Origin of the sequence: Aedoeadaptatus coli, from assembly GCF_900343085.1 — a bacterium.
Lineage (GTDB): Bacteria > Bacillota > Clostridia > Tissierellales > Peptoniphilaceae > Aedoeadaptatus > Aedoeadaptatus coli.
This window is the reverse complement of record NZ_OPYI01000003.1, coordinates 1-23,228: the sequence shown is the minus strand read 5'-3', so window position 1 is coordinate 23,228 and position 23,228 is coordinate 1. Positions and strand designations below refer to the sequence as shown.

The following is a 23,228-nucleotide window of genomic DNA, read 5'->3' as shown; positions in this document are numbered from 1 at the left end:
AGGAAGAAATATTAAAGTCTTTCAAAAGGAAAAGCATTTAGAGCAGGTGGACGAGAAAAACCACTTGCTCTTTTTTCGTCCCTAAATCATGATGGGAATTTTGAAGATAATTTAGAAGATAAAAATGTTGGTGTAGAAAAAAGTTGTATCTACACAAATGATGATTTAAGCATAAAAAAATGTATCAACCCTTATCCTTTAATCAGGATTTAGGTTGATACAAAAAATTATTTACAAACCCCTATAAGCATTAAGCGTATATTAAGTTATTTTTCTAAATCTTTTGTATTATCCTCGAGTTCTAGGAACTTATCAAAATCACTTTTGTAGAGTCTGTCTTGTATAATTCTATATTTTTCAAACTCGCTTTCTGCGTGTTTTTTAGCAAGAGCTGCAGATACTTTTCCTGCATCATTTAAGATTTCTTTATCCCATAATTGTAAAAATCCATTTAATCTTTTTTCCCAATCTTCCATAGTCATTGGGATATGTCTTTCTGCTTGTAGTTCTGCCATGTCCAAATATGATGAAACAATTCTTTGCATTTGATTTAATTCTTCTTCGTTTAGATAATTTTTTGCAACAACTACATCATATTTATGAATTTTTGAATCTGGTGATCCTTCCCAAGTTGTAAGTCCCATATTTTTCGTTTTGTGATTGGCTCTATCTAAGATTAATTCAGCTGCAGTTTTTCCATGAATTGCGTAGTGCAATTTATTTTGAATAGCGGCAAAAAATCTTTTTGTTGCTTTTGCAGATGGATCATAGTCCAAAGAAGTGGCATAAATATCTGTGATTTTTTGATAGAATCTTCTTTCAGATAATCGAATCTCACGAATTTTTACAAGTAATTTTTCGAAATAATCCTTGGTAAGTTTTGTGCCAGAATTTTTTAATCTTTCATCATCCATTGCCCAACCTTTAATTGTAAAATCTTTTACAATTTGGTTTGCCCACTTTCTAAATTGGACGGCACGTTCGTTATTTACTTTAAAACCTACTGCAATAATTGCTTGCAGGTTATAGTGTTTTGTTTCTCTTGAAACATTTCTAGAACCTTCTTTTTGAACTATTAAGAAATTCTTAATAGTTGCTTCTTCTTGTAATTCATTGTCATCAAATATTTTTTTTAAGTGCTGATTTATTGCTGCAGTACTGACACCATAAAGAGCTGCCATCATCTTTTGAGTAAGCCAAATATTTTCATCTTCATATCTAATTTCAATAGCTTCTTGATCATCACCATTTGCTGCAATAAAAGTCAAGTATTCAGCAGCAGATGATCTGATTTGAAGTTCTTTTTTATCATGATTTTCGTCTTTATTTTTATCCATTTCTTTACTCATAATTTCCTCCAAGTATAAATTTCATTCTACCTTTAAACACTGGAATACTAATCAAGAATACAATTACATAATGTATAAAGGAATTTATCATCATATATTTTGTTATTGGTAATTGATGATAAGTTTGACCTATTATTTTAAAAGCGGTAAGTGTGTTTGTTATAAAATCAAGTGCCAACCATAGGGCAACTGATGATCCTATAAAAGCAATTATATAGTTTAAAAGTTTACTGATTTTTGGTAGCTTTTGATTTATTAAAACTAGCAATATTCCATAAACTATTACTACTGTAATTGAAAGGGGAATAGCCAATTTGTTATCTAGTTTATCTTTTATGGATATATAAAATCCTAAACCTACAACTATAAAATCAATCAAAAATGCTGAGATTTTTACAGAGTAGGTAGAGATGAGATAGTAGAAAACTACTCCAGAAAGGATTAATAAAAAATATCCTGCAATAAAAATTCCCATAGAGTCTCCTAATAATAATCATCATGTTCAGGGCGATAGTTTTTAAGAAAATCTCCCTGAGATGTATTAACATTAATTGGTTTATTAAACTTGCCCATTTTTGCTAACTCAGAAATTTTTAGATTTAGTAAATTTATATCCACACCTAATTTTCCAGCAATTTCATAATCACAAACTTGATCATTGATATTATCTAGGATATCTTCATCACTTATTAATAAATGAGCTGCAAAAATATTAGCTTCAGTTTCAAATTTATTTGTAGGGTTTAGCACTGTTTGGTCATGAAAAGCTCCGCCACTTATACAATAATCTCTGTGGAGTTGATCGTGACCTAATTCATGTGCTAATATCGTTTTTCTATTAAAATTTGTGTTGCTACTGATAAAAATAAATCTGTTCCTTTGAATATAATGGTACATTCCTAAAAGTATTTTTGTTTCAGGTAGATATACCAGGTTAATATTCAAAGCTTCTATTAATTCGATAGGATCTCGTGTCTTATATTTTTTTATAAGTCGATTAACCTTATCATATATATAGCGATTCATGCTCATAAAATCACCTAATCTTTTTTCTTACGACCGTATTTCTTGTTTTCTCTTTTAGCCTCCCAATAAGCACGAGTAATAGCTTCAAAAGCAGCATCTTTATCTTCGTCAGAAATTTCTCCACCAGCAAATAAAGAGCTTAGACCTTCTGTTAATGCTCTAGCTTTTTCTAATTCTCTTTTGCCACCCATGTTATAAACTCGATTTAAAAATTCGTCACTTTCTTCTAGAAGATAATTGTAATCACAGTCCATAACTTCAGCTATTTTTTTGTAAACCTCGACATCTCTTGGGTATCTTTCTCCGTCTTCATAATGTACAAGAGTTCTTGTACTTATTCCTATCATTTTTGCAAAATCGGCTTGACTTAACTTTTCTTTTTCACGAAAATCCTTTAATCTATCCGCAAAAGCCATAACTTTAACCTCCTGTACTAATGTGCATTTATAACTTTTAATACGAACAATAGTGCTTGAATTATTTTTCAATTTGAGATATAATACAAACTGAACTTATATTCATATTATAGCACAAACATTCAAGTTTGTAAATAAGCTGTATTGGGGTGATTAGATTGAGAATAAGTAAAACTTTAAAGAATATAATGGACATGTATGCAGATAGTAACTTGAAATTTGAAGAGATTAGTTCAGCTGCAAAACTTATTTTAAGTTTATATAGACAAGTTACCTGGGCAGTAGATAGCAGGGCAAATTTTATGATGTTTGAGAGTAAAGAAAACTATGGATCAACTTCAGAATCTGCTTACTTGTATCTTTCTACATTTGCTCCAGAAAAAGTTGAAGAAAAGTTTAATAATAGAGTAGCCAATGTAATGGATAGTAAGCTTATGCTTTTAATAATTTATGATGCCTGTGTTAGGCTAAAAGTTTATCCAGAGTATGGAGAAATCTATCATAAGATTATTTACAACTACTATATTTCTGAAAAAAAGATTACTGATGAAGCTTGTATGAGAAGCGTATCTTTAGAGAGAACTGTTTATTATCAAAGAAAGAAGGAAGCAATTGCATTGGTTGGTGTAATAATTTGGGGATATACTTTACCAACTGCTATTAGTCAACTTGAAGACGGTCGTAGCATTGATGATATAATGAACATTTAAAAAATTAAATTATGACGAACTGATTGCGTACTATTTCCGAATGAAAAAAGTACCATATACGAATTTTATATGTACTTAAGTGCATATATAATATCCATGATGGGTGATTAGCACCTAAATTTAATATTGGCATTCATTGACTGAAAGAATTTATTTTCTTTCGGTCTTTTTTTATGCCCAGGAGAGTATATGCATAGAATTAGAAGCCCTCCTTGTGTGAATTTTATTTTCAAACAAAAGAAATTCATGTCAACAAGGAGGAAAAATTAATGAACAAAGAATATTATTTATTTGTAGAAGGAAAGAAAGTAGTTGTTAGCAAGGAAGTATATCTTGCTTATCATAGTGAACTTAACAAAGAGAAATATCAAATGAGAAGAGACAGGTTAAATAACTGTTTCTTTTTTTGTTCCTATGATCATGATGGTAATTTTGAAGAAAATTTAGAAGATCTGGAATTTGATGTTGAAAAAATTATCGAAACAAAGGAAATGATTGAAGAAGTAAGAAGAGCTATTTCTAAACTCAATCCTGTTGAAAGGGATTTGATAGAAAGTCTTTTTTATAAAGAAGAAACAATTAGAGAAGTAGCTGCTAAACTGAATATTTCTCATCCAGCCGTTATTAAAAGGTGTAATAAAGTCTTAGAAAAACTAAAGGAAATGTTGGAAGACTTTTAGATGACAATTGCCAAGAGGGTCTAATTTTCACTGTTACTTATACAGTGGGAATTGGACCTTTTTATTTAACCAAATTTATTTTTGAAAATTGGTTACCAAGAAAGACTTCTTTTCACTGTTAAGTATAAGAGGGTAATTTTAAACAATTTTGTTTCATCAAGATAAGTATTTTCTGATGGTCAAAATTTAAAAAGATTAATAACTCTCGATAAATTTTGAACCTTAACAATTGAATAGACCAAGACAAGACATTAATCATTTTTGGAGCGTAATAACCTATCCGCCAAGATCTTTCTGCTGAATAATTCGGCAAAACAAGTACTGCTAAGCTAAAAGCAAGGGAAGAAGAAAGGGAGCGATAAGTAAGAGTTTGAATATAGGGAGGGATACCCTATTCGCTATGAAGAAAATGAGGATAATGATACTTCTAAGGTTGAAGCCGGCTCATCCTGAACAGAGGCGGAGGTGAGATTCCTATGTTGCTAATCCAAGGCACTTGTTAATGTCAAAAAACTTTAATTTTATATTGTGAGGTAAAACCTATGAATACAAAAGAAAAGAAGAAATATAAACCTAAAGAGCAAATATCAAAAGAAGATTATTCTAAAAAAATTACTTACACTCAAAGTGATAAAGAGTCCCTCGACTTACTAGATATTGTTGAGCTTTATTTATGTAGAGCTTGTATAAGACTATAAGCTGGGGTGCTGACTTAAAAACTTGGGTGCGGTAAAATATAAGTGGTAGAAGAACTCCTTAATGAATATTTGCCCAAATACAAATTAAGGAGGTTTTGTGATGGAAAAATTTGCTTGTATGTATCTTCGTTTATCGAGAGAGGATGGAGATAGCACAGAAAGTAATTCTATTTCAAATCAAAGACAGATTATCAAATCATATGCAAGGGACAATGATTTTAAAGTTGTTGCTGAATATGTAGACGATGGCTTTTCAGGATCTAATTTTGACAGACCAAAATTTAAGAAGATGATTCAAGATCTTGAAGAAAAGAAGTTCAAAACAATTATTGTGAAGGACTTATCCCGTTTTGGGAGAGATTATATCGAATCAGGTAAATATCTACAAAAGATATTTCCAGAAAAAGGTATAAGGTTTATATCCGTAAACGATAACTATGACAGTGAAAATGCAGATGTAAGCGATACACACTTAATTCTTCCAATAAGAAACTTTATTAATGATTCTTATTGTAGAGATATTTCTATGAAAGTTAAATCTTCAAAAGAGATCAAAAGAAAGAATGGTGAATTTATTGGTGCATTTGCTCCTTTTGGTTATAAGAAGGATAGCAAAAACAAACATAAGTTAGTCGTTGATACAGAAGTTTCACATATAATTGAAAGAATCTTCAATATGAAGATAGACGGTTATTCGTCTAAGGCTATTGCAGATTTTTTAAATAGCATAGGTTGTGTAACACCATCTAAGCATAAAGAAAATTCTGGTGATAATCATACTACTGGTTTTATTGTTAAAGACTCTAAATGGGATGCAAAAATGGTCAATAGGATTATTACAAACAAGGTCTATATTGGAGTGCTTGAACAAGGAAAAACTAGAAAACTAAATTACAAGTCTAAGAGAGAAGTAGAAGTAAATGAAGAAGATTGGATTGTAATAAACGACTCTCATAAGCCTATTATTTCAAAAAGCATTTATGCTTTGGCTAATAAGATGATGCTTCGAGATGTAAAACAATCGGCAGATATACCACATATTTTATCAGGAATGCTTTATTGCAAAGATTGTGGATCTTCAATGGTTAGAAGAAAGGTTAAGTCCAAGAATGGATATAATATTTTTTATATTTGTTCTCACTATAATAACAAAGGAGATTGCACAAGACATAGTATAAAAGAAGACTATCTACTTGATATGACTCTTTTTGCACTTAAAGATTATTTAAAAAAATACAATGAATTACTAAGTCAAGTTAATAAGTTAGATGTATCAAAAGTTACATTTAATATTGACTTTGAAAGCTTAAACTCAGAAAAAAGAAAATATGAAAGACTTAGACAATCTTTATATATGGACTTAGAAGATGAACTTATAACTTCTGAAGAGTTTGAAAGGTTCAGAAAAAATTATCTTATTAAAATCAGGGAAATAGAGAAACAAATTGCTACAAAGAAAAATATACTTGCCAACTTGCAAGAAAAGATGAAAAACAAGGACAGTTTGGTTTCCGAAATTGTTCCCACTGATTTAAGCAGCCTAAATAGGCTAACAATCGTATCTTTTATAGATATAATAGAAATCGGAGAAAACAATGAGATTAATTTTGTCTTCAATAATTTGGAAACAGTTAACTTACTGAAGACCCTTATAAAAGAAGAAAGTGAAAGCAAGTCCGAAGTAAAGAAGAATTTGATTTCAATAAATAAGGTATTTGGAAATTCTCTTGAAAATAAGACTCCAATGCAATTAGTTGGAGGTGTTTTATAATGGCAAGAACTTCCAAAAGATATATTGAAAAGAAAAGCGAAAAGACAGAAAGAAAAGTCTTTAAGGCCGGAATTTATACAAGACTATCTAACGAAAGAACAGAAGAGTGGAGAGAAAAATCATATTCCATAGAAACTCAAATCCTATCTTGTAAAGAATATGCATTAAAAGAAAATATAGATGTTTTAGAAGTTTACACTGACTATGAATATAGTGGGACAAACTTTGAAAGACCATCATTTCAGAATATGATGCAAGATATTAGAGATAGAAGAATCAATTGTATTATTATCAGAGATTTATCAAGACTTGGAAGAGAATATCTCGAAATGGGAAGATTGATTGATAAAGTGTTTCCATTTTTAGGTGTTAGATTTATTTCAGTTAATGATAAATTAGACACAGTCAAAGAAACAGATTCAAAGAAATCTTTTGAGGTTACTCTTAAAAATATTATCAACGATATGTATGCTAAGGATATTTCAGTTAAGATAAAAACCTCAAAACACAATAGGGCAAGAAACGGATACTTTATTGGATCTGTTCCACCTTATGGTTACAAGATTAAAAAATCTAAAGAAGGTCAAAAACTTGTAATTGATGAAAATGTTAGATTTATAGTTGAAGAGATGTTTGATTTAACTCTTCAAGGCAAAAGCCAATATGAAGTAGCAAAGCATTTTAATGAAAAAGGCTATGCTCCTGGAATGATTTACTATAAAACTGGGAGAGTTTACAGAGAAAATGATGATCCTGAATGGAATAAAGGGACAATTTCAAAAATGCTTACAAACCCAGCTTATACGGGGACTTTAGTCCAAGGAGTTAAGCAACAAAATCTTGCAAAAGGAATTAAACAACATTTTGTAAATGAAAGTCAGTATATAATTTGTGAGAATGCACATGAAGCAATCATTTCTAAGGAAGTTCACGAAAGAATCTTACGAGAAAGACAAGAGAGAAAGAAAAATCATGTTTTCAGTTCGCCAATGCACAATTTTGAAAACAGGGACTATGAGAACAGATTTAAAGGTCTTGTAATCAATAATAATACTGGCAAAGAACTTAATAGAAGAACTCGTATCTATGGTAAAAATAAAGATAGACTTTACTATTCTTTTCAGAATGAGAGATTTAGTGGAAGTATAAAACCCGAAAAATCAGTATTCATTATGGAAAGAGATTTGGATCAGGCTATTAGTGATAAGATTTCTGAGTTTATTATAAAGACAACTAGCAAGACAAAGTTTGTTAATCGAATTAAGGCTAGATTTAATAACGCAATAGATACTTGTAAGAAAGACATTGAAAATCTTAAAAGGAAAAATCTAAATGAAGAAAATATCATTCAAAGAGCCTATGAAGAATACAGTCTAGGTAAGATTGATAGGGACGAGTATCTATTAAAAAGAGAGATTGCTCAAAGTCATATGTCTACATTTGATAACGAGATTTCAGCAATTGAAGTTAATATATCAAAACTTAAAAAAGAAAGATTAAAATCAACAAAATGGATAAATGATTTATATGCTTCAAAGAATTTGGAAAAGCTACCGGGCGATTTAATCCATAGCTTAATTGAAAAAATAATAGTTTATGATAAACACGAATTTGAAATAGTCTTTAAATTCAATATAGATAATTTAGTAGGAGGAACAGACGATGAGTAAGATTGCTCTTTATATTAGATTATCCGTTGAAGACATGATAAAGACTGATGAAAGTGAAAGTATCATAAATCAAAGAGCATATCTAAATGATTATCTCGATAAGAATGAAGAATTTAAAAATTTCACAAGAGAAGAATATGTCGATGACGGATATTCTGGAACAAATGAAAATAGACCAGCCTTTCAAAGAATGCTTGAAGATGTAAAGAAAAATAATATCCAGACGATAATTGTAAAAGACTTGTCCAGATTTATGAGAGATTATATAACACTTGGAGATTATCTTGAAAATATATTTCCATTCCTAGGAGTAAGATTTATCGCCATAAATGATGGCTATGATAGTGACAAAGAAAAAGGAAATGGAACAGATTTAGATATTCAATTCAAGGGACTATTATATGATTTCTACACAAAAGATATTTCTGAGAAGGTAAAGTCATCTATGACCACACTTAAAAAGCAAGGAAAGTTTTTAGCTTGGAGTCCACCATTGGGATATATGAAAGATCCTAATGATAAACATAAAATCATAGTTGACGAAGAAACTGCTTGGATAGTAAAGAAGATTTTCAAACTTGCACTAGATGGAATATCTTCAAGAAATATAGCTAAGATATTAAATGAAGAAAAAATACCAACACCATCAAAAAGAAAGAGTGAATTAACAAATCTTGATTTTGAATATTCGATAATTAGAACTGAGAAAAAACCTAGACCAACTTGGACTAATGGTAATGTAATAGATGTATTAGCGAATGAAAATTATACTGGAACTTACACTTTCAATATGCAAGATAAGTCAGTATTGAATCCATCTTCCTTTAAGTTCAAACCAAAAGAAGAGTGGGGAAGAGTTGAGAATAATCATGAAGCTATTATATCTAAAGAAGACTTCGAAAAAGTTCAAAAGATTAAAGAGAAGAATCTATTTATGAAAGGTAAAAACACTGATTATGAATGGAGGAAAAAATCTCCACTGCAAGGTTTTGCAAAATGTCCAACTTGTAATCACATTCTAGGCTGTATTCAATCTAAACACAAAAGACCTGATGGAAGTCTTAGAGTACACACATATTTTACTTGTAGGATATGTAAGTGTAATAATGTAAAACACAAGAACTCAAGAGCAGGAAGCCTTGAAGAACAAGTATTTGAAGCGATAAAAGAAAAATATGGTCTAGAAGATCAAATCAAGAATGAAAAAGTAAAAGTTAAACCTATGGAAAAATCTATCGAAGATCTTGAAGCTAAGAAAATGCAAAATTTTGAAAAGTATAAATTAGGCAAGATGAATAGACAAAAATTCATTGACTCTAAAAATTCGATAGATGAAGAAATACAAGCAATAAAAGAAAAAATACTAAAAGCAAAAGAAGAAAAAGAAGTAATAGACAACACTAAACTTACCAGAGAATTGATGGAGAAATATATAGATTCAGTATTCTGTGAAGGAAACGAAGTGTTGAACATAATATGGAAGTAGCAAAGGGAGTGAGCAATCACTCTCTTTTAAATTACATAACTATAAACCCTTTTTTGTCATAAGCTTGACATGAGAGGGTTCCGGCGGCATGTTTATTCAAAGTGCCGAGCTCGTAAAATCAAAGCAAGGAAGCATTTCAAGCGTGAACGTGTACGGTCAGGAAAAAGAAGCCGCCACCTATCGCTTAGCTAAAATGAACCTCGCCCTTCGCGGCATTAGCCATCACCTGGGAGAAACGAACGATTCGTCATTTATCCACGACTTGCATCAAGGCCTGTACTTCGATTACATCATGGCCAACCCGCCCTTCAACTTGAAAGGCTGGTATGACGACAATCTCAAGAACGATGCTCGCTGGGCAGATTACGAAACGCCGCCGAAAAGCAACGCCAACTATGCTTGGATACTGCACATGCTTTCCCATCTGAAACCTACCGACGGCGTGGCCGGTTTTTTGCTTGCCAACGGCGCATTAAACGACAGCGACACCTTGGAAATTCGTAAAAAATTAATTCAAAACGACAAAGTGGAAGCGATCATCGTATTACCTCGAGAACTGTTTATTACCACCGACATCAGCGTGACGCTTTGGATACTCAACCAAAACAAAAAAGGCGGCAATTATCACGATCGAATGCTTCGCAACCGCACAGGTGAAATATTATTTATGGATTTACGTACCTGGACGGAAAATGCCGTAAAAGGCGAAAAAAAGAAAAAAGTGCGGCTAACGATCGAACAGATTCGGCGCGCCGCCGAGATTTACCACCAATGGCAAAGGGAAGGCACAGACGGAAAGAACTATGCCGTGGCGGAGCTGTATCGCAGCGTCGACATTTCAGAAATTGAAAGCAAGGGATGGACCCTTACGCCGAGCAAATACATCGAATTCATTGATCATGACTTGGACATCGACTATGAAAAAGAAATGGCCCGCATTCAAGCAGAGATGAAAGAACTGATGAAAGAAGAGAAGCGCACGCAAACGATGCTGGAAGATGCCTTCAGGGGGATCGGCTATGGGATTGACTAGGTATAAGATAGGCGAGCTGATTGAATTAGTCACTGAGACAAATTCGGAATTAACATATCGGGCAGATGATGTTAAAGGGGTGACGATAACAAAGGAAATAATACCGACAAAGGCGAATGTTAAAGATACCGATTTAAGTAATTTTTTAATTGTACAACCAAATGAGTTTATATTTAATCCTCGAACGCATGGTAAAAAGATTGGTTTTGGATACAACAATTCAAATAAGACATTTTTGATTAGCTGGAATAATATTGCGTTTAGGCTATCCGAGCAGGGGAGAAAACTAGTATTGCCTCAATATATATTTTTACACTTTAATCGTTCTGAGTGGGACAGAGCTGCATGCTTTTCATCATGGGGCAGTTCGACAGAAGTTTTTTCATGGCATGCATTATGCGATATGGATATCGACCTTCCTCCCCTTTCCGTTCAACAAAAGTATGTGGATGTTTACAGTGCCATGGTCGCCAATCAAAAAGCTTACGAGCGCGGATTGGAGGATCTGAAACTCACCTGTGATGCGTTAATCGACAATTATAAAAATAAGTCATCAAAAAAGCGTGTGGCTGATATGTTAAGAGAAGTTGATATCAGAAACAGCGATGGCACGATTTCTGATGTTCAAGGTATTAACATTAACAAACAATTTATACCATCTCATGCTAATGTTAATGGAATTGATTTAACAAAGTATAAAGTCGTATCAAAAGGGGATTTTGCCTTTTCGGGAATGCAAACCGGCAGAGATGAGTGTATTCGAATTGCTTTGTTTGACAAGCTTGAGCCTATAGTTATTTCGCCCGCCTATACAGTCTTGAGCAATCAAGATGACTCTGCACTCTCGGAATATGTGTTGATGTGGTTTTCTCGCAATGAGATAGATAGACTTGGGTGGTTTTTGAGTGATGCCAGCATTAGGACAAATCTAGATATGGATTGCTTCAATGAAATAGAAATCCCAATCCCGCCATTACCAATCCAACAATCCATCGTTGATATTTACACCGTCTACCAACGCCGCCAAGTCATTAATGAAAAGCTTAAAGCACAAATTAAGGCCGTTTGCCCGATTCTGATAAAAGGTTCCCTGGAAGAAGGGAAAAGAACAAAGGAGGCTTAACCTATGGCAAAGATACAAAATTACAACGGGTATTTTTGTGAATCGGACTTTGAGTCTGCCTTTATCGGGCTTTTAGAAGAGGAAGGCTGGCAATATACTTACGGAAAGGCGATTGCTCGCGAAAACAAAAGGGATGTGTTAATCGCCGATGACTTCAAGGGCTTTCTCGCCCATACCAATCCGGAGCTCGAAGAAGATGAAATTACGCAGCTTTACGATCAAGTGCGTTTGGTAGGTGCGGAAAGTGATTTTGCCACCTTGCATAAGGTGTATGATTGGATGGTGAACGGCGTTCAATTTACCCCACAAAATGCTTTGCCGAAGATGGTTCCTTTAATCGATTTTGAAGCGCCCGACAGGAATATTTTTCGTGTCGTCAATCAATTGAGTATCGAGTACATGAACAACGGGATGAAGGCAACGCGCCGGCCGGATGTGCTTCTCTATGTGAACGGCATGCCTGTTTGTGCGATCGAGCTGAAAAATCCGGCGGATGCCAATGCAACTGTTTACGATGCATGGGAACAAGTCAATATTCGCTACTGGCGGGACATTCCTCATCTTTTGCATTATTGTCCCTTGGCCTGTATTTCGGATGGCGTCAAGACGAGGCTCGGGACCGTGCGCGCGCCCTATGAGCATTTTTACGCGTGGCGGCGCGTTAACGAAAGCGATCCGATTTCCACCATGCCTTTTGCCGAAACGCAAACGATGATTAAAGGGGTCTATGCACCGAATCGTTTCTTAGAAATATTTCGAGATTACATCTATTTCCAAGATCGCAATTATGACAGTGAGGAAGTAGAAATCGTCTGTCGGTATCCTCAGTTTTTTGCATCGAAATTACTTAAAGAAAGTATTATCAGGTCTGTGATAAATAAAAGCGGCAAGGGCGGCACGTATTTCGGGGCCACGGGTTGTGGCAAGACCTTTACGATGGCTTTTCTCGCCCGGCAGTTGGCATTGCGCTGCACAGATGTTCAGGAAATCGGATCGCCGACGATTATCTTGATCGTTGACCGTGAAGAGCTGCAAAAGCAGGGGAGAGAGCTTTTTACCAAGAGCAAGGATTTTTTAAACTTAGGCGAAGTGGAAGTTGTTAAAAACAGAGCCCATCTGCGCGAGGAGCTGGGTGCGCGTCAAAGTGGCGGATTTTATATATGCACTATTCAAAAATTCTGCGATCGCGAAGAGGACAAAATCGGCCTCATCAATGATCGTCGCAACATCATTTGTTTTTCCGATGAGGCACACAGAACACAGTTGGAACATTCGAGAAAGATTCAATTCAGCAAAGATGCCGACGAAAATATGAAAGCGATGGTTTCGAAGCCCTACGCCAAGGTTTTGAAGGAGGCGTTTCCGCAGGCGACGTTTGTCGGATTTACCGGCACACCCATTGCAGAAACGTATCAAACGTTCGGTGATGAAATCGATCGTTATACGATGGATCAATCGGTGGCCGACGGGCTCACTGTGCCTATTAAGTATCATCCTCGTATCGCCAAAGTGTTGCTCAATAACAGCAAGGTACAGGAGATCGAAGATTATTATCTAAAATGCGCTGATGACGGTGCAACTGCCGAAGATATTGAAGCCAGCAAACGGGCCATGTCTTCCATGGAAATAATTCTTTCAGAGCCTTCTCGTTTGGAAAGATTAGCTACCGACATTCACGACCACTACCTTTCCTCTTGTGCAAATGATCCTGACAGGATTCAAAAGGCGATGATCGTCTGTTCAAGCAGAAAGATTGCTTATGATTTACTGATGAAGTTTAAAGCGAAGTATCCCGAGTGGTTTGAAGAGAAGAAAACGCCGAATCAAATCGAAGCGAGTGATGAGGAGCTTAAGAATCTATCGCCGATGCCGTTTATCGCCATGGTATCCAGCGTGGGAAGCAATGACGAACCTGCGATGTACAATTATCTCGGCGGCGTTAAAAATGATAAGCGAAGTGAAAAGCTGGATGCGGCTTTTAAGCAGGAAAAATCGAATTTCCGCATTGTCATTGTGGTGGATATGTGGATTACAGGTTTCGACGTCCCCGCACTTACTTATCTTTACAACGATAAGCCCCTTAAGAAGCATCTGCTCATTCAAACAATCAGTCGCGTAAACCGAAAATATCCCGGTAAAGACTATGGCATGATTGTCGATTACATCGGCATTCGAAACAACATGCGTGAAGCCATGAAGATGTATGGCGGCGATACTTCTGTTGCTCCGACTGCAGACGATGTTGAACAAGCAACGTTGGTTTTCAGAGAAGAGCTCGAAATTATTAAGCGTCTTTTTACAAATTATGATTTCAAACCATTTCTCGACCCCGACGGTGATCCGATTAGACGTTACACGCTTCTTGCCAAGGCCGCGGAATATGTATTCGCCTCTACCGTGAAGCTAAGTATGGAAGGTAAAGATCCTTCGAAAAAAGTATCCTTTAAGAAATATTTCCTCGAATCGGTTCGGCGCATGAGAGGTGCGTATGATATTGCGCAGCCCTCAGGTCATCTCGGGGAAGAAGAATCCGCGCTTGCCCAGTGCTTTATGGCGATTGCGGGATTTGTCCGCAAAATGAGCGGAACTTCCGATTTGGATACCGAAACGATGAATTTAGCGGTATCGAAGATGGTTGAGGAGGCTTTAAGATATAATCAAGTGGAAAGTGTTCTCGAGGCAGGAGAAGATGAAGATATCTTTTCGCCGGAGTATTTTGAGAAGCTTTCGGATGTAAAATTACCTGCAACGAAATTGGAACTGCTGATTAAACTGTTGCGCAAGGAAATCAAAGACTATGGGAAAGTCAATCGCATAGCGGCGGTGTCGTTTCAAGAATTGCTTGAGAAAACCATCGAACAGTACCATGAACGTCGCAAGCATCTTGATGCAGAAGAGGCCGGCGAAACACAGGAGACTGCTTCAGAAGATATTATTAAAACAGCAACGGAGCAAGCGTTGGCGATTCTTCAACAAATGAACGAAAGTAAAGAGAGCTTCAGAAAACTCGGATTGACCTTTGAAGAAAAAGCATTTTACGATATTTTAATCGCTTTACGCGATCAGCATAATTTTGAATACGGCGAAGATAAAGAAGTAGACGGTGTTGTCGTCAATGAGAAATGCAAAATATTGGCTCGAAAAGTTAAAGAGATCATCGATACAAAATCTTCATTTGCGGATTGGCTTAACAACCGCAACGTCCGCGAACAGTTAAGACTTGACATCAAGATTTGTCTGGTTAAGAATGGTTATCCGCCACAGTATAGTCCGGAGGTGTTTAATAAGGTGATGGAACAAGTGGAGAATTTCGAGGAACATGCAAGTGAAAGCTAATGAGTCTATTGCATTTTCTAATAATGAATGCTGAAAATTTTTTCCATAAGAAAAGAGAGAGGCAAACCCCGAGATTTATACGAAGCTTGTCTGCAGTCTGACATCCTTTGCAAATGCAGAGGATGTTTTCTTTTTAGCGCGGCTTGGCGGCTTTGCATTGGATTACGGTCTCGGCGATGGGCTGATGCCCCAATTGTCCCCCTATCCGAAACATGCTACACTGAATTTATCGGATCCGATTCTCCACATAGTCCAGGATTTTCTTCGATACGTCGATGCCCGTGGCTTCCTGAAAGCCCAGGTAGCTCATATTGGAATTGATCTCGACGAGAAGGGGGCCATTGTGGGAGTCGATGAGGTCGATACCGGAGAAGGCGAGGCCGGCTTTTTTGTGGGCGGCGAGGGCCAGTTCTTTTTCTCCCTCGGTGAGCTCGATGGCTCGGGCCGTGGATCCCGCGGCGATGTTGGCGCGGAAGTCGTGATCGTTTCTGCGCTCGATGGCGCCGACGATTTCATCGCCGATGACGAGCACTCGCTTGTCCACGCCGGCGGATTCGGCGATAAAGGGCTGAAAGAGATAATCTTCCGCCCCCATGTTTTCCGCGATCTCCTTCGCCTCGTCGCGATTTTTCGCGAGAAACACTTGCTCGCCGAAGGAGCCTTTGGCGGCTTTGATGACCATGGGGTAGCCGAATCTCGCCTCCACATAATCGAGGAAGTCGTCTTTCGGCGCTTGCACTCGGTAGTGAAAGGGGGCGGGGATGGTGTCGATCATGGGGAGGGATGGGGCCAGGGCGTCGTAGGTGGAAATCTTGTCGTCGGCCAAGGCGATGGCATCCGCCGGATTAAAGAGGGGGCAGGTTTTTTCCAGGGCCCGCGCCAGGCGCACGTCTTTGTCGAAAAACAGTATGGCGTCCGGGGCGGGATCTCCCTTCATGTCTCGGGTGACGACGCCCTCTTTTTCCGCAAGGAGGACGTAGTCTGTGTGGGGCTTGGCCAATACGTCTGTGCCCTTTTTGGCGAGATCCTGCACCACTTTGTGGATGGCGAAGGAAAAGTAACCGTGATAAATTATGTGAATCATGTAACCTCCGGAGGAATTATGTCAGTAGAATCTATTCGTAAGAAAATCGACGCCGTGGACGACGAATTGGTGGATCTTTTAAAGGCCCGCTTCGATTTGTCCCGGGCCATGGGCGAGGAGAAGAAAAAAATCGGCCGTGCGGTCTACGATCCCGCGCGGGAAGCGGCCCTTCTCGCCCGATTGGAAGAGAAAGCTGCGCCCTACGGCGGCGAGGTGCGCGCCCTTTATGAAAAAATGATGGAACTTTCCCGAAATCTTCAGGACTGATGGCTCCTCTTGATTATAACCGATTTTACCTATGATATAATCGAGGGAGGAGGGATCCTATGAAAATATTAATTACGGAAGACGAATCGGCCATTGCCGAAATTATTGCATACAATTTATCCAACGAAGGCTACGAAACCGCCATGGCAAAAGACGGCGTGGCCTGCCTGGAAACCTTCGACAGCTGGGCGCCGGATCTGGTGCTTTTGGATGTCATGATGCCGCGCATGGACGGCTTTGAAACTCTGCGGGAGATTCGCAAGAAGAGCCGCGTGCCGGTGATTATGCTCACGGCGAAAGATTCCGAAGGCGACCGCATTCGCGGCCTGGAGCTCGGCGCCGACGATTACGTGGTGAAGCCGTTCAGCATGGGGGAATTAATCGCCCGGGTGAAGGCGAACTTCCGCCGCCAGGATTTCGAGAACGAAGGCTATTTGCCCGACGAGGTCATCGAAGAGGCGGATCTGAACATCGATCCCGTGAAGTATGAAGTCACGAAGCGGGGCAAGGTGATCGAGCTGACCCTGCGGGAGTTCGAACTTTTGAAGTACTTAGCCCAATCGCCGGGCACGGTGTTCAGCCGCGAGACGCTCCTCGAAGAGGTTTGGGGCTACGAATACTACGGCGACATTCGCACGGTGGATGTGACGGTGCGCCGTTTGCGTGAAAAAATCGAAGATCCCGGGGAAGATTTCCGCTACATTTTAACGAAGCGAGGAGTGGGCTATTACTTTGGAGGATAAGCATTATTCCAGCATTAAGTGGCGATTTATATTTATCTACGTCCTCCTCGTGTTGGTGGTTATGGCCATTATCGGCGCCTTTATCGTCAACCGACTGGAAGACGCGCAGCTGGAGAAAGTACAGACGGACATGGAGCAGACCTTGAGTTCCATGGCCAATTCATCGCCCTATTTGACGGAGACGCCTTGGGACGAGGTGCACAGCCGCATTCAAAACACCCTGGACGCCTGGCGCATCGGTAGCGACGAGGCAATTTACGTCATCGGCCCGGGCCGCGTGCCGAGAATCGTCGCCACCACCAACAATTCCGGGGACCTCGCGGCGGGAAAAAACGCCCTGGGGGATTCCGATCTGTCGCCGAAGCTGATCTTGGACGGCTTTCGCGGCGAAGGCTCTTCGGTGATTCGGGAAGATGCCAAGACCAAGGTACGCTACGCCCATTACACCATGCCGGTTTTTGCAAAAGACGGCAGCGTCATGGGCTTATTTTACATGGTGTCGGATTTAAGCGGCCTCTACGGCGTGGTGGACGACGCCCGGGTCATTATGACCTACGCCATGGTGGTGGCCATGGGCATTACCACCATTCTGGCCTATATTTTGGCCCGCTCCATCACCCTGCCCATTCGGGACGTGACCCGTCAGGCCCGGGAAATGGCCGAGGGGAATTTCGATCAAAAGGTTGAAGTCAAGAGCAACGACGAAATCGGCCGCTTGGGGAGCATGTTTAATTACCTCACCACGGAACTGGAAGAGACCATCTCCCGCATGGATTCCGAGCGGTCCAAGCTGGACACCATGTTTCACTACATGTCCGAGGGGATCATCGCCGTGGATTCCATGGGGCGGTTGGTTCACATGAATCCCGTGGCCAAAGAGATTTTGGATCTCGCCGACGACGCCGTGGGCGAGGCCTTCGACATGAAGCGGCTGAACATTGAGAAGATCAATTACTACGACGTGGGCTCCTTAACGGGGCTCAGCCAAATCGAAATCAAAAACAAATTCTACAATATTCGCTACGCCCCCTACAAAGGGGAGAGCAAGCAGCCCCAGGGGATCATCGCCGTCTTACAGGACATTACGGAAGAACACAATTTGGACGTGCTCAGAAAAGATTTCGTGGCCAATGTGGGCCACGAGCTGAAGACGCCCATTACCACCATAAAATCCTACACGGAAACCCTGATGAAAGCCTCCTTAAATCGCGATGCCCAGCTGCGGTTTTTAGGCATTATCGACCGGGAAAGCGACCGCATGACCCACCTGGTCACCGACCTCTTGCAGCTTTCCAATATGGACGCCAAGCGCACCAGTTGGGAACCCGTGTCCATGGACGCCTACGAAGTGGTGACGGCCATTTTGGAATCCTTGCAGCCCATGATCAAGGAGCGCCACCACAAGGTGTATCTGGATATTCCCGTGGACATTCGCCCCTTTTTGGCGGACAAGCACGGGGCCTATCAGGTGATTACCAATATTTTGACCAATGCCTTTAAGTACACCACCTACGCGGGAAAAATCGAGGTCATCGGAAGGAACTACGGCTCCCGCGTGCACATCCAGATCAAGGACAACGGCATCGGCATTGCCCGCAGGGATTTGGAGCGCATCTACGAACGCTTTTACCGCGTGGAAAAGGGCAGGAGCCGCGCCATGGGCGGGAGCGGCCTGGGCCTTTCCATCGCCAAGGACATCATGGAAAACATGGGCGGGCGCATTCGCATTAAGAGCGAGCTGAATGTGGGCACGGAAGTGCTCTTGAGTTTTCCCATGGATCAGGAGGAAGCATGAAAGAGCGAATAAAAACCGTCATTCTCGCCGCCCTCTTGGTGCTCACATTGGTTCTAGCCCGGCAAATTTGGCTGGCCCCGCCGCCGACGGGCAACAAACTCATCGCCGTGGCGGACACGAAATTCACCGATGCCGTCATCGGGCGCATGATGCCCGCGGCCATGGTGGTAAACTTCGGCGACGGCGCCCACACGAAGACGGTGCAGCTGAAGAATCTTTGGCCTTTTTATCGCAACATCTTAAAGCAAAGTTTCGACGGCAAAGAAAAGGTGCAGTGGGAAAGAATGGCCTACAAGGATTATTTAAAATGCCACGACAAGCCCTCGGTGGTCTTTGAAGTGGCCAAGGGCACCTATTCCGATCTCTTTAAAGACGTGTACAATCTTCACGACCTGAAGGGCGAGATCGCCGCCATCTACTTTTCCGAATCCGAAGGCGTGATCTTCGAAACGGAAGAAGGCGCCATGAAGCCCGACTTCGCCGTGAACCTTTCGGACATCAACAAGTACATTCGCTCCCTGGAGAGGGAAGACAATCCACCTTACAGCTCCCTGTGGGAGCGCTACGGCATTCAGCGGGCCGTGTACATTTCCGACGAAAAGCCCGTCTTTGAAGGCGATGTGGTCTACGAAAACGACCTGGCCAATATGAAAAGCGCCTACAAAAACGACCTGCTTCGCCGCCTGTTGAAGGCCGGCATCGACGACCTTCACGAAATCGGCGAAGAAGATTCCACCCTCTACGTCTGGGGCCAGCGCACCGTGCGCCTGTACAACAACGGCCTTCTGGACTACAAAGATCAGACGGAAGCGGCCAAGGAAGTCATGGATCCCGCCGGCGCCGTGGAGCGGGCCTTTGAATTTGTGGCGAAAAACACCGGCACCATCGACGACGTCTATCTGGAAAAGCTGGAGCCCATCACCGCAAACGGCGGGCGGGGCTACCGCGTCGTCATGAACCATTCGGAAAAAGGCCTGCCCGTTTTTCCCGTAAAAGGCGAAAAGATCGATGCCATCGTGGTGGAACTTTTCAACAATCAGGTGAAGCGTATGACCTATCTCTACCGCAACAAAGCCGAGGAAGAAAGCGCAAACACCTTGGTCGAAGGCATGGCCTTTGCCGACGTGGTGGCCATGCATCCGGAAATCTTCGGGGCGAAAGAAGACGGCTACGATCAATTGCTCAAGCCCCTGAAGCGGGTAAGCCTCTGTTATTTAGACGACGGTCGAGAAGAAAAAAAGGCCCTCGTGCCCGGCTACTACGTCCTCTACGAGGAGCGGGTGTATCTTTTCGACGCCCTGAGCGGGGCCTATGTAGGCGGTGACAGATCATGAATTGGGAAAAAGCAAAAACCGTCCTCATCGTCGCCCTCCTCATCACTGACCTTTTCCTCGCCGGCGTCCTCTACGCGGACCGCATGCGCGTGGCCCCGGCAGAAAACGCCGCCGCCTTTCATCGGGAGACGAAAGAGCTTTTAAATGACGCGGGCATCGCCTTGGAAGCGGAGATTCCGAAAGACGGATCGTCCTTGCCCATTTTGGATGTGGCCTACGAAACGGACACGACGGACAATTTAAATCAGCGCTTCTTTCAGGGAAAAGGCCGCGTGGCGGAAGACGACGATCAGCGCCTCGTGCTTCGCACGGCCCGAGGGCAACTGAAAGTGCTTGACGAGCGGCGCCTGATCTACGAAGCCGACGCCGCATCCAACGCCTTTTTAAACGAAAAAGACGCGGAGAAAAAAGCCCTGGACTTTTTGGCGGAGCGGGGCTTTCCCACCGACGACATCGCCCTTTTTTACAGCGAAGCTGCGGGCAATCGCAGGAAGCTCATGTTTACGAAGACCTACAAAAGCAACTACGTGGAATCCGCCTACACGGAAATCGACCTGGTGGGAGACAAAGTGGTGCGCATGGACCGGCTCTGGATCGACGTCATCGACGAAACCGCCGAGCGGGAGCCCCTGCCCATGGCCACCCAATCCCTCCTTCGCCTCCTCAGCCACGACAGCTTAAAAGGCAGGACCATAAAAAAGATCGACCCCTGCTACTACTTCAATCCCGAAGAACAGGGCACCGTGGAAAACCTCTCCCACGGCACCCGGGGCTACGCCACCGTGGCCTGGCGCATGGAACTTGACGGAGGCGAGGAATTGGTCCTCTTGCATTAAAGACCGCGCGGGCGGTCTTTTTTCTATGGGTAAAACATGATTTAATGGAACACGTCAACTCGAATAAAGACGAATATATTATAAATATATTATACAGAACAGAAAAAATGAGCGAGAAGCCGGAGAATTTACCTATTTTTTCACGGGAGGATGTTGTAATTTTCACAATCAGCGTTATAATAAGGATGTGAGTAGTAGAAGTCTTTGTTGTTTATTGGCTTTTACTTAGAAATTAATTTTAGGAGGTATTTATGACTACATTTCTCATCGGCCTCGCGATTTTGCTCGTCGGCGGAATCGGTTACGGTCGCTTCGCTGAGAAAGTGTTCCAACCGGACGACAGAGAAACGCCGGCCATTAAGAGCCAAGACGGCGTCGACTACGTCCCCATGGACAAAAAGAAAAACGCATTAATCGAATTATTGAACATCGCCGGTACCGGCCCGATCTTAGGACCGATCCAAGGGATTTTATTTGGACCCATCGCATTTATTTTAATTCCCATCGGCTGCGTTCTCGGCGGTGCCGTTCACGACTACATGAGCGGGATGATTTCCCTGCGCTCCGACGGGGCGCAAATGCCGGCGTTGATTAAGCGCAATTTAGGCAACAAGGTGTACTCCGTGTACAACATTTTCGTCATCGTACTTATGGTTTTAGTCGGTGCCGTATTTATTTACACCCCCGGGGACTTAATCGTCGCCAATGTTTTGCATCAGGAAGCCGTCGCTTCAAACCCCGTGGTATGGATCGTTTATGCCTGCATTTTCGCCTACTACATTATTGCGACCCTGTTCCCCATTGACAAGATCATCGGCCGCGTCTACCCGATTTTCGGCTGCATCCTCTTGCTTTCCGCCATCGGTATTTTCTTCGGCCTCTTTATCAAGGGCTATCCCTTGGATAATCTGACCATGAGTAATTTAAGCGGCGTGCATCCCCAAGGCATCCACCTTCTTCCCGTGTTCTTCGTTACCGTGGCCTGCGGTATCGTTTCGGGTTTCCACTCCACCCAAGCGACGCTGATCGGTCGCTCCGTGAAGAGTGAAAAAGAAGGCCGCTTCGTATTCTACGATATGATGATCTTAGAAGGCTTTATCGCCATGATCTGGGCCGCCGCCGCCATGGGTATTTACAACATGGGCATCGACGCCGGCCTCATCGGTAAACCCGCCGTCATCGGTCTCGTGGCCAACGACATGCTGGGTACCGTCGGCGGTTTAATCGCCGTCATCGGCATCATCGTGCTTCCCATCACTTCCGGCGACACGGCGCTTCGCTCCGCCCGTTTGATGATCGCCGACCACTTGAATATTTCGCAAAAGGAAATGAAAAACCGCGTGAGCCTTTCCTTGGCTATTTTCGCCGGCGTGCTCGTGATTTTGATTTTCGCGAAATTAAGCCCCAACGGCTTCAATGTCTTGTGGCAATACTTCGCTTGGGCAAACCAAACCATCGCGGTCTTTGCCTTTGCCATGATCGCCATTTACCTGAAACGCCACGGCAGAGCCTATCTGATTTCGTTGATTCCGGGAATGTTCTACACCTACATTATTATGGCCTACATTTTCGGCGCCAAGATCGGTTTCCGCCTGCCCTATATGGCCGCAAATATTATCGGCGTCGTCGCCGCATTGCTTTACGGCTACATCGTTTCGAAGGAAGGCAGCAAGCAACAAGACTTGGCCAAAGCGTAAATTTTATTGAACCCAAAGGGTGCGGTCGAAACCGCGCTCTTTTTTTGGGCTCTATAATATCCGTTGGGGAGTAACCTCCTCAATGGATATTTTTGTGCAAAAAGATAGCACTTGTTTTCCCTATCACCTAAAATTAAATCACCACAAAATAATAAAGGAGGGCAAACAAGTGCA

The 23,228-nt window shown here is 41.3% G+C and carries 20 protein-coding genes and 1 pseudogene; 16 read left to right on the top strand and 5 right to left on the bottom strand.

Features of this window, described 5'->3' with window-relative positions; translation table 11 throughout:
- Positions 1–22: 22 nt before the first annotated feature.
- A pseudogene (locus DG046_RS09790) lies at positions 23–166 on the top strand (sigma-70 family RNA polymerase sigma factor); the annotation flags it as partial.
- Between the two features lie 100 nt (positions 167–266).
- On the opposite strand, the gene DG046_RS02130 reads toward DG046_RS09790, so the two are convergent.
- The 4 genes from DG046_RS02130 to DG046_RS02115 are packed head-to-tail and all read right to left on the bottom strand — an operon-like array spanning position 267 to position 2,791.
- Positions 267–1,349: a virulence RhuM family protein gene (locus DG046_RS02130; protein WP_108830952.1), complete on the bottom strand. Its 1,083-nt coding sequence runs from the start codon at positions 1,347–1,349 to the stop codon at positions 267–269.
- On the bottom strand, positions 1,342–1,824 hold the full coding sequence (locus tag DG046_RS02125) for a ligand-gated ion channel (RefSeq protein WP_108830951.1): 483 nt from the start codon (positions 1,822–1,824) through the stop codon (positions 1,342–1,344). The genes DG046_RS02130 and DG046_RS02125 overlap by 8 nt, the downstream gene beginning before the upstream one ends.
- A gap of 8 nt (positions 1,825–1,832) precedes the next feature.
- On the bottom strand, positions 1,833–2,381 hold the full coding sequence (locus tag DG046_RS02120; RefSeq protein WP_108830950.1) for an ImmA/IrrE family metallo-endopeptidase: 549 nt from the start codon (positions 2,379–2,381) through the stop codon (positions 1,833–1,835).
- Positions 2,382–2,389: 8 nt separating this feature from the next.
- Complete coding sequence (locus DG046_RS02115; RefSeq protein ID WP_000852880.1) at positions 2,390–2,791, bottom strand: helix-turn-helix domain-containing protein; 402 nt, start codon at positions 2,789–2,791, stop codon at positions 2,390–2,392.
- Between the two features lie 188 nt (positions 2,792–2,979).
- On the opposite strand from DG046_RS02115, the gene DG046_RS02110 reads away from it, so the two are divergent.
- From DG046_RS02110 to DG046_RS02075, 9 genes are all read left to right on the top strand, one after another.
- Positions 2,980–3,501 carry a hypothetical protein gene (locus DG046_RS02110; protein ID WP_306419033.1) on the top strand — a complete coding sequence of 174 codons (522 nt, stop codon included), beginning with the start codon at positions 2,980–2,982 and terminating at the stop codon, positions 3,499–3,501.
- Positions 3,502–3,770: 269 nt separating this feature from the next.
- Positions 3,771–4,181: an RNA polymerase sigma factor gene (locus tag DG046_RS02105; RefSeq protein ID WP_108830949.1), complete on the top strand. Its 411-nt coding sequence runs from the start codon at positions 3,771–3,773 to the stop codon at positions 4,179–4,181.
- 518 nt (positions 4,182–4,699) lie between these two features.
- A complete protein-coding gene (locus DG046_RS09700) occupies positions 4,700–4,879 on the top strand; it encodes a hypothetical protein (RefSeq protein WP_425321133.1) in 180 nt (59 codons plus the stop codon).
- 100 nt (positions 4,880–4,979) lie between these two features.
- Positions 4,980–6,650: a recombinase family protein gene (locus DG046_RS02100; RefSeq protein WP_108830948.1), complete on the top strand. Its 1,671-nt coding sequence runs from the start codon at positions 4,980–4,982 to the stop codon at positions 6,648–6,650.
- The gene (locus DG046_RS02095; RefSeq protein ID WP_108830947.1) at positions 6,650–8,320 is read left to right on the top strand and encodes a recombinase family protein; all 1,671 of its coding nucleotides are present in this window, start codon (positions 6,650–6,652) and stop codon (positions 8,318–8,320) included. The genes DG046_RS02100 and DG046_RS02095 overlap by 1 nt, the downstream gene beginning before the upstream one ends.
- Positions 8,313–9,806: a recombinase family protein gene (locus DG046_RS02090; RefSeq protein ID WP_108830946.1), complete on the top strand. Its 1,494-nt coding sequence runs from the start codon at positions 8,313–8,315 to the stop codon at positions 9,804–9,806. The genes DG046_RS02095 and DG046_RS02090 overlap by 8 nt, the downstream gene beginning before the upstream one ends.
- 88 nt (positions 9,807–9,894) lie before the next feature.
- On the top strand, positions 9,895–10,839 hold the full coding sequence (locus DG046_RS02085) for an N-6 DNA methylase (RefSeq protein WP_199909561.1): 945 nt from the start codon (positions 9,895–9,897) through the stop codon (positions 10,837–10,839).
- On the top strand, positions 10,826–11,962 hold the full coding sequence (locus DG046_RS02080; protein ID WP_108830945.1) for a restriction endonuclease subunit S: 1,137 nt from the start codon (positions 10,826–10,828) through the stop codon (positions 11,960–11,962). Before DG046_RS02085 ends, DG046_RS02080 begins: the two co-directional genes overlap by 14 nt.
- A 3-nt stretch (positions 11,963–11,965) precedes the next feature.
- On the top strand, positions 11,966–15,298 hold the full coding sequence (locus DG046_RS02075; RefSeq protein WP_108830944.1) for a type I restriction endonuclease subunit R: 3,333 nt from the start codon (positions 11,966–11,968) through the stop codon (positions 15,296–15,298).
- A 226-nt stretch (positions 15,299–15,524) separates the two neighbouring features.
- Here the strand turns inward: DG046_RS02075 and DG046_RS02070 are convergent, their stop codons facing one another.
- Positions 15,525–16,382, bottom strand: a complete 858-nt coding sequence (locus tag DG046_RS02070) for an ATP-grasp domain-containing protein (protein WP_108830943.1) — start codon at positions 16,380–16,382, stop codon at positions 15,525–15,527.
- An 18-nt stretch (positions 16,383–16,400) separates the two neighbouring features.
- On the opposite strand from DG046_RS02070, the gene DG046_RS02065 reads away from it, so the two are divergent.
- From DG046_RS02065 to DG046_RS02040, 6 genes are all read left to right on the top strand, one after another.
- Positions 16,401–16,649 carry a chorismate mutase gene (locus tag DG046_RS02065; protein ID WP_108830942.1) on the top strand — a complete coding sequence of 83 codons (249 nt, stop codon included), beginning with the start codon at positions 16,401–16,403 and terminating at the stop codon, positions 16,647–16,649.
- A 59-nt stretch (positions 16,650–16,708) separates the two neighbouring features.
- Positions 16,709–17,392: a response regulator gene (locus DG046_RS02060; RefSeq protein ID WP_108830941.1), complete on the top strand. Its 684-nt coding sequence runs from the start codon at positions 16,709–16,711 to the stop codon at positions 17,390–17,392.
- On the top strand, positions 17,382–19,187 hold the full coding sequence (locus DG046_RS02055; protein ID WP_234411441.1) for an ATP-binding protein: 1,806 nt from the start codon (positions 17,382–17,384) through the stop codon (positions 19,185–19,187). The genes DG046_RS02060 and DG046_RS02055 overlap by 11 nt, the downstream gene beginning before the upstream one ends.
- Positions 19,184–20,521 (top strand): hypothetical protein, encoded by a 1,338-nt coding sequence (locus tag DG046_RS02050; RefSeq protein ID WP_108830940.1) that lies wholly within the window; start codon positions 19,184–19,186, stop codon positions 20,519–20,521. The genes DG046_RS02055 and DG046_RS02050 overlap by 4 nt, the downstream gene beginning before the upstream one ends.
- Complete coding sequence (gene yycI, locus DG046_RS02045) at positions 20,518–21,357, top strand: two-component system regulatory protein YycI (protein ID WP_108830939.1); 840 nt, start codon at positions 20,518–20,520, stop codon at positions 21,355–21,357. The genes DG046_RS02050 and yycI overlap by 4 nt, the downstream gene beginning before the upstream one ends.
- Positions 21,358–21,608: 251 nt before the next feature.
- On the top strand, positions 21,609–23,054 hold the full coding sequence (locus DG046_RS02040) for a carbon starvation CstA family protein (RefSeq protein WP_108830938.1): 1,446 nt from the start codon (positions 21,609–21,611) through the stop codon (positions 23,052–23,054).
- Positions 23,055–23,228 lie beyond the last annotated feature (174 nt).

Excerpts from the sequence above, each read along its gene's own strand:
- DG046_RS02130 (WP_108830952.1), bottom strand. The coding sequence starts at position 1,349 with ATGAGTAAAGAAATGGATAAAAATAAAGACGAAAATCATGATAAAAAA.
- DG046_RS02125 (WP_108830951.1), bottom strand. The coding sequence starts at position 1,824 with ATGGGAATTTTTATTGCAGGATATTTTTTATTAATCCTTTCTGGAGTA.
- DG046_RS02120 (WP_108830950.1), bottom strand. The coding sequence starts at position 2,381 with ATGAGCATGAATCGCTATATATATGATAAGGTTAATCGACTTATAAAA.
- DG046_RS02115 (WP_000852880.1), bottom strand. The coding sequence starts at position 2,791 with ATGGCTTTTGCGGATAGATTAAAGGATTTTCGTGAAAAAGAAAAGTTA.
- DG046_RS02110 (WP_306419033.1), top strand. The coding sequence starts at position 2,980 with ATGGACATGTATGCAGATAGTAACTTGAAATTTGAAGAGATTAGTTCA.
- DG046_RS02105 (WP_108830949.1), top strand. The coding sequence starts at position 3,771 with ATGAACAAAGAATATTATTTATTTGTAGAAGGAAAGAAAGTAGTTGTT.
- DG046_RS02100 (WP_108830948.1), top strand. The coding sequence starts at position 4,980 with ATGGAAAAATTTGCTTGTATGTATCTTCGTTTATCGAGAGAGGATGGA.
- DG046_RS02095 (WP_108830947.1), top strand. The coding sequence starts at position 6,650 with ATGGCAAGAACTTCCAAAAGATATATTGAAAAGAAAAGCGAAAAGACA.
- DG046_RS02090 (WP_108830946.1), top strand. The coding sequence starts at position 8,313 with ATGAGTAAGATTGCTCTTTATATTAGATTATCCGTTGAAGACATGATA.
- DG046_RS02085 (WP_199909561.1), top strand. The coding sequence starts at position 9,895 with ATGTTTATTCAAAGTGCCGAGCTCGTAAAATCAAAGCAAGGAAGCATT.
- DG046_RS02080 (WP_108830945.1), top strand. The coding sequence starts at position 10,826 with ATGGGATTGACTAGGTATAAGATAGGCGAGCTGATTGAATTAGTCACT.
- DG046_RS02075 (WP_108830944.1), top strand. The coding sequence starts at position 11,966 with ATGGCAAAGATACAAAATTACAACGGGTATTTTTGTGAATCGGACTTT.
- DG046_RS02070 (WP_108830943.1), bottom strand. The coding sequence starts at position 16,382 with ATGATTCACATAATTTATCACGGTTACTTTTCCTTCGCCATCCACAAA.
- DG046_RS02065 (WP_108830942.1), top strand. The coding sequence starts at position 16,401 with ATGTCAGTAGAATCTATTCGTAAGAAAATCGACGCCGTGGACGACGAA.
- DG046_RS02060 (WP_108830941.1), top strand. The coding sequence starts at position 16,709 with ATGAAAATATTAATTACGGAAGACGAATCGGCCATTGCCGAAATTATT.
- DG046_RS02050 (WP_108830940.1), top strand. The coding sequence starts at position 19,184 with ATGAAAGAGCGAATAAAAACCGTCATTCTCGCCGCCCTCTTGGTGCTC.
- yycI (WP_108830939.1), top strand. The coding sequence starts at position 20,518 with ATGAATTGGGAAAAAGCAAAAACCGTCCTCATCGTCGCCCTCCTCATC.
- DG046_RS02040 (WP_108830938.1), top strand. The coding sequence starts at position 21,609 with ATGACTACATTTCTCATCGGCCTCGCGATTTTGCTCGTCGGCGGAATC.